Annotated in this window: 7 protein-coding genes and 1 pseudogene; 2 read left to right on the forward strand and 6 right to left on the reverse strand. The window is 65.1% G+C overall.

All coding sequences use genetic code 11. The features are described 5' to 3' along the window. Positions 1 to 58: 58 nt before the first annotated feature. Positions 59 to 697, reverse strand: coding sequence for a CoA transferase subunit B (locus tag K309_RS0118100; RefSeq protein WP_029047737.1), 639 nt, complete (start codon positions 695 to 697; stop codon positions 59 to 61). A gap of 12 nt (positions 698 to 709) precedes the next feature. Next, complete coding sequence (locus K309_RS0118105; RefSeq protein ID WP_029047738.1) at positions 710 to 1411, reverse strand: CoA transferase subunit A; 702 nt, start codon at positions 1409 to 1411, stop codon at positions 710 to 712. Positions 1412 to 1591: 180 nt separating this feature from the next. Here K309_RS0118105 and K309_RS0118110 point away from each other — a divergent pair, with 180 nt between their 5' ends. Continuing rightward, positions 1592 to 2137: a PAS and helix-turn-helix domain-containing protein gene (locus K309_RS0118110; protein ID WP_029047739.1), complete on the forward strand. Its 546-nt coding sequence runs from the start codon at positions 1592 to 1594 to the stop codon at positions 2135 to 2137. Positions 2138 to 2152: 15 nt separating this feature from the next. Here K309_RS0118110 and K309_RS0118115 read toward each other — a convergent pair whose 3' ends face one another. From K309_RS0118115 to K309_RS0118130, 4 genes are all read right to left on the reverse strand, one after another. Further along, entirely contained in the window at positions 2153 to 2554 is a 402-nt protein-coding gene (locus tag K309_RS0118115; RefSeq protein WP_029047740.1) for an acyl-CoA thioesterase, read from the reverse strand. A 52-nt stretch (positions 2555 to 2606) separates the two neighbouring features. Further along, a complete protein-coding gene (locus tag K309_RS0118120) occupies positions 2607 to 3635 on the reverse strand; it encodes a DctP family TRAP transporter solute-binding subunit (RefSeq protein ID WP_029047741.1) in 1029 nt (342 codons plus the stop codon). Between the two features lie 62 nt (positions 3636 to 3697). Next, a complete protein-coding gene (locus K309_RS0118125; RefSeq protein WP_198030828.1) occupies positions 3698 to 5002 on the reverse strand; it encodes a TRAP transporter large permease in 1305 nt (434 codons plus the stop codon). Continuing rightward, entirely contained in the window at positions 4999 to 5601 is a 603-nt protein-coding gene (locus K309_RS0118130; RefSeq protein ID WP_029047743.1) for a TRAP transporter small permease, read from the reverse strand. Before K309_RS0118130 ends, K309_RS0118125 begins: the two co-directional genes overlap by 4 nt. Before the next feature lie 191 nt (positions 5602 to 5792). On the opposite strand from K309_RS0118130, the pseudogene K309_RS0118135 reads away from it, so the two are divergent. Beyond that, positions 5793 to 6000: pseudogene (locus K309_RS0118135) on the forward strand (IS5/IS1182 family transposase); the annotation flags it as partial.

Genomic DNA, 6000 nt, shown 5'->3' on the forward strand with positions numbered 1-6000 from the left:
AAAAAGCCCTGTGGCGCAATGCGCTACAGGGCCCGTCAGGCAATGGCCGAAGGCTTGCTTACAGCAGCGGCGCCCCGGTCTTCGCCTGGATTTCCTCGCGGCTGACGCCCGGTGCGGTTTCGACCAGCTTCAGGCCGTCGGCAGTCACGTCCATCACGCCCAGGTCGGTGATGATGCGATTGACCACGCCCACGCCGGTCAGCGGCAGGTTGCACTGCTTCAGGATCTTGATGTCCTCGGTGCCGTCCTTCTTCTTGGCGGTGTGCTCCATCAGCACCACCACGCGGCCGACACCGGCGACCAGGTCCATCGCGCCGCCCATGCCCTTGACCATCTTGCCCGGGATCATCCAGTTGGCGAGGTCACCCTTCTCGCTGACCTGCATCGCGCCCAGGATGGCCAGGTTGATGTGGCCGCCGCGGATCATCGCGAACGAGTCGGCGGACGAGAAGATCGACGAACCCGGCAGCGTCGTCACGGTCTGCTTGCCGGCGTTGATCATGTCGGCGTCGACCTGGTCTTCGGTCGGGAACGGGCCGATGCCAAGCAGGCCGTTTTCGGACTGCAGCCACACTTCCATGCCCTCGGGCACCCAGTTGGCGACCAGCGTCGGCAGGCCGATGCCCAGGTTGACGTAGAAACCGTCCTGCAGCTCGGCCGCGGCGCGCGCGGCCATTTCGTCACGTGTCCATGCCATGATGGTGTCTCCTTAGCTGGCCGCGCGCACGGTGCGCTGCTCGATGCGTTTCTCGGGGTTGGTGTTCAGCACCAGGCGCTTCACGAAGATGCCGGCGAGGTGGATCTCGTCCGGGTCCAGCTCGCCGGTCTCGACGATGTGCTCGACCTCGGCCACGGTGAACTTGCCCGCCATCGCGCACATCGGGTTGAAGTTGCGCGCGGTGCGGCGGAACACCAGGTTGCCGGCCTTGTCGGCCTTCCAGGCCTTGACCAGCGCCACGTCGGCGGTCAGCGAACGCTCCATCACGTACTTCTCGCCATCGAACTCGCGGATTTCCTTGCCTTCGGCGACAACGGTGCCGACACCGGTCTTGGTGAAGAAGGCCGGGATGCCGGAGCCGCCGGCACGCAGCTTCTCTGCCAGCGTTCCCTGCGGCGTGAATTCCAGCTCGAGTTCGCCCGCCAGGTACTGGCGCTCGAATTCCTTGTTCTCGCCCACGTAGGACGAGATCATCTTCCTGATCTGGCGGGTGGCCAGCAGCAGCCCCAGGCCGAAGCCATCGACGCCGGCGTTGTTGGAGATGCAGGTCAGCTGTTTGGCGCCGCTGTCGCGCAGCGCACCGATCAGTGCCTCGGGAATGCCGCACAGGCCGAAACCGCCAACGGCGATCGTCTGGCCGTCGCGGACGACGCCTGCAAGCGCTTCTGCGGCGCTGGCGTAGACCTTGTTCATGTTCGCTCCTTCCTCGGTAGTTCCTCGGGGTTTCGCTGTCGTGCTTCCGCCGCCGGCTTGTGCGGTGGGCGACGCAGGGAAATTGTAACGGTACAATCGGCGACAACCGCCGTCTCTCGTCCGACCGACAGGATACGCAAGCAGCGCCGGCAACGCCATTACGTAAAAATACATAAGCAGATGCCCGCCATCGACTACCAGACCGCTTTCCAGCTCGCCCCCGTGGGCCTGGTGCTGTCACGCGAGCGCGTGATCGAGGACTGCAACGAAGAAGTCTGCCGCATCTTCGGCACCACGCGCGAGGCCCTGTTGGGGCAGTCGTTCCAGGTGCTCTACCCCACCGTCGACGAGTTCGAGCGCACCGGCGCCCGCATTGCGCCGATCATGAACAGGCATGGGATGTATTCGGACGAGCGCATCATGAAGCGCGCTGGCGGCGAGCTGTTCTGGTGCCATGTCACCGGCCGCGCGCTGGACCGCGCGCAGCCGCTGGGCGCGGGGATCTGGACCTTTGAAGACCTGTCGCAGAAGCGGCAGGTGACGGCGGAGCTGACCGCGCGCGAACGCGAGATCGCGGCGCAGCTGGTGGAAGGCAAGACCAGCAAGCAGATCGGCAAGCTGCTGGCGATCAGCCCGCGCACGGTGGACATCTACCGGGCGCGGCTGATGAAGAAGTACGGGGCGAGTACGTCGGTGGATCTGGTCCAGCGGTTGGTCAACCACTGAGCGCAGCCAGCCGCGTCAGCCTTCGATGATCGCCCGAATCTCCGCAGGCACCGGCACCGATTTCTCCAACGCATAATCGCACCACACCACCTTGGCCCCACCCTCGGCCCACACCACGTCGGGCAGATCGGTGCGGCGGATTTCCATGCGCGTTTCGAAACTGGTGCGCCCCAGTTGCCCCGCATAAACGCGGCATTCGATATCGCCCGGATAGCGCAGCTGCTTCAGGAAGGTCATATGGGCATTGATGATGACCGGCCCCTGCCCTCGCGCATCCTTGCCGCCGCGCCCCAGCGACGCGAACCACTCGATGCGCGCCTGCTCCAGATACTGGAAATAGATGGTGTTGTTGACATGGCCCATCGCATCCATGTCGCCCCAGCGGATCGGCATGACCACCGTATAGACGTGTTTCATCACAACCTCCAATGCAACAGGCCCGCCAACACTGGCGGGCCTGCTTCATGACTTAGCGCTTGGCGATCGCGCCTTCGGCCTTGGTCACCAGGTCGGTGCCGATCTGCTTTTTCCACTTGTCGTAGACCTTGGCGGTCGCCTTGCGGAAGGCATCATGCTCGGCCGGCGTCAGATGCGTGACCTTGACGCCGTGGGCTTCCATGTCCTTCCAGGCGGGCGCGCCGGCCTCGGCCAGGCCCTTGCGGGCCAGCGCGATTTCCTGCTTGCCGGCGTCGATGGCGGCCTGCTTGACGATCTCGCGGTCGGCCGGGGTCCAGCTTTCCCAGATCTGCTTGTTGACCACGAAGATCAGCGGGTCAGCCACGTAGCCCCAGGCCGTGACGAACTTCTGGCCGACCGTGTACAGCTTGGCGGCAGCGAACACCGACTGCGGGTTCTCCTGGCCGTCGACCGCGCCCGAGGCCATCGCCGGCTGCGCGTCGGCCCAGCTCATCTGGGTCGGGTTGGCGCCCAGCGCGTTGAAGGTCTCGATGTACAGCGGCGAGCCGACTACGCGCAGCTTCAGCCCCTTGAGGTCTTCCGGCTTGCGGATCTCGCGCTTGGAGTTCGACACCTCGCGGAAACCGTTCTCGCCCCAGGCCAGCGGCACCACGCCGGCCTTTTCCAGCGTGGTGAAGATCGACTTGCCGACTTCGCCCTGCGTCAGCGCATCCAGTGCCTTGTAGTCGGGCATCAGGAACGGCAGCGAGAACAGGTTAAGTTCCTTGACCTGCGGCGACCAGTTGATGGTCGAGCCGACGGCCATGTCGATCACGCCCTGGCGGATGGCCGAGAACTCGCGGGTCTGGTCGCCGGCCACCAGCGAGGTGCCCGGGTACAGCTTGATATTGATGCGGCCATTGGTGCGCTGCTTGACCAGGTCAGCCCAGATCTCGCCGCCCTTGCCCCACGGGAAAGCCGGGCCGAGTACCAGCGACATCTTGTACTCGGACTTGTAGGTCTGGGCCATCGCGCCGGCGGGGGCGAGGGCGGAAGCGGCAATGGCGGCAGCCGTTGCGAGCATCAGGGCACGACGTTTCATTTCATCTCCTCTCGGGAAAGTGTCAGTTCTTGTTTGTGAATGCGCAAAGAAGTCAACGGCGATCAATAGCCGAGGTATTCCGGCAGCCAGGTCGCCAGCGGCGGATCGCCCAGCACCATCAGCATGGCGATGAACATCGCCAGCAGCATCCAGATCACCCAGGGCACGGTTTCTTCCATGCGCACGCGGGCGATCCGGCACGACACCATCAGGTTCACGGCCAGCGGCGGCGTGAACTGGCCAAGCGCCACTTTCAGCGTCAGCACCACGCCGAACCACACCGGGTTCCAGTGGAAGGCATTGGCGATCGGCAGCAGCAGCGGCACGAAGATCAGGAAGATCGAGATGCCGTCCAGGAACATGCCGACCGTCATCAGCAGCAGCACGATCAGCGCGAGCACGCCGTACTCCCCCAGGCCAGAGGTGGCGATTGCCTGCGCCAGCGGATCGATCACGCCCAGCGTCGACAGCGCATAGGCAAAGATGCCGGCCAGCGCCACCACCAGCAGGATCACGGCAGAGGTTTCGGCCGCTTCCTGGAAGATCGTGAACAGGTCGCGCATGCCGATGCTGCGGTACACCACCATGCCGACGAAGAGGCCATAGACGACAGCCACCACGGCGGCTTCGGTCGGCGTGAACCAGCCCGCGCGCATGCCGCCGAGGATCAGGAACGGCGCCACCAGGCCCCATGCCGCTTCGCGCAGGCTCTTCCAGAACGGCGGGCGCGGCAGCGCGGCTTCGGCGGCGCCCATGTTGTGCTTGCGCGCCAGCCACACCGCCGGCACGATCAGCGCGACGCCGGCCAGCACGCCGGGGATCATGCCCGCGGCGAACAGCGCCGGCACCGACGCCCCGGGCACCAGCACGCTGTAGATAATGAAGGCCACCGACGGCGGGATCAGGATGTCGGTCGCGGCCGCCGCGCCGACCACCGCGGCGCTGTACGAGCCCGGATAGCCGGCACGCGACATCGCCGCGATCATCACCCCGCCGACCGCGGCCGCATTGGCCGGGCCCGAACCGGAAATGCCGCCAAGGAACATCGCCACCAGGATCGCCACCAGCGGCAACATGCCCGGTCCGCGCCCGACCACGGCAATGGCAAAGGTCACCAGCCGCTGCGCCACGCCGGAACGGTCGAAGATCGACCCCACCAGCACGAACATGGGAATCGCCAGCAGCGGGTACTTGGCCAGTCCGGCGTAGAAGTTCTGCGGCACGGCCAGCAGGCCGAACATCTGGGTATCCAGGTTGGACAGGCCGATCGCGACCAGCCCACCCAGCCCCAGCGACACGCCGATGGGCACGCCCAGCAGCATCAGGCCGATAAAGACCACGAACAGGATGATGGCAACCAGCGTCATTGCGCACGCTCCTTCGCGGCCCTGTTCTCTTCATGCAGCGCCCTGAGCGCGCGCACGTTGCGCACCAGCAGGCCCAGCGCGCGCAGCGAGATGCCGGCCGACAGCACCGGCAGCCAGATCGAGTACCACCAGCTTGGCACGCCGATGCCGGGCGAGGTTTCGCCAAAGGCGTACTCATCCCATGTAATGCGCGCGCCCAGCACCGCCAGCGCGATGAACATCACCGCCACCGCCAGTGCCGACAGGATCGCCAGCCGGCGCTGGCGCGCCGCGCTGCCGCGCTCAAAAAAGAATTCAATGCGGATATTGCGATCGCGCGCCACCGCCGCGCTGCCGGCGACCAGCGCCAGCACGATCATCAGGAAGACCGAGAATTCCTCGGTCCAGGCAAACGACTCGTCGGTGAAATACCGGACTACCACGTTGGCGAAGGTGATGCCGACCAGCAGCAGCATCACGATCACGCCGATCCAGTCCTCGAGGCGGGGTGAAACCCGGAATTCAGTGTCCTGCGCTTCGTCTGCCGCCTGCGGGATCACCGCGGAATCGACGACGTGTTGCGGCACGGCATTGCGCCGTGCCTCTTCTTGTTGCTCCATCTCCCCGGCCTCCGGTCCAGGGCCGCTTGGGCCAGGCGGCCACTGCGGCATTTTTTGCTTGTATGTAGTCCGGCCTGCAGAATGTTGAAGGGTAAGGCGCAGCAAGGCGTCGGAAGAATTGTGCTGCGTGCAGAACTCCCAGATCGAATAGGAATCTGATTTAAATCCTGGGAGATTTGAGGGCCTTGCTGATGAGCACACCGGACTTCTTTCGCAGCCGCTTGGACGGGATGATTGATCTACGGCATCCGCTCGCAGTGCTGGCGACCCGGATGCCATGGAACAACATTGAGGCGGCCCTGGCGCCGGTGCTTGCGCGCAAGGGGAAGGATGGACGCACTGTGGTCGGCGAGGACTTGTTTGGTCCGACACTGGCAGTGGCCGGTGCCGGCGTCAGTG

Source organism: Cupriavidus phytohabitans, from assembly GCF_000426345.1.
In the GTDB taxonomy this organism is placed as follows: Bacteria; Pseudomonadota; Gammaproteobacteria; order Burkholderiales; family Burkholderiaceae; genus Cupriavidus.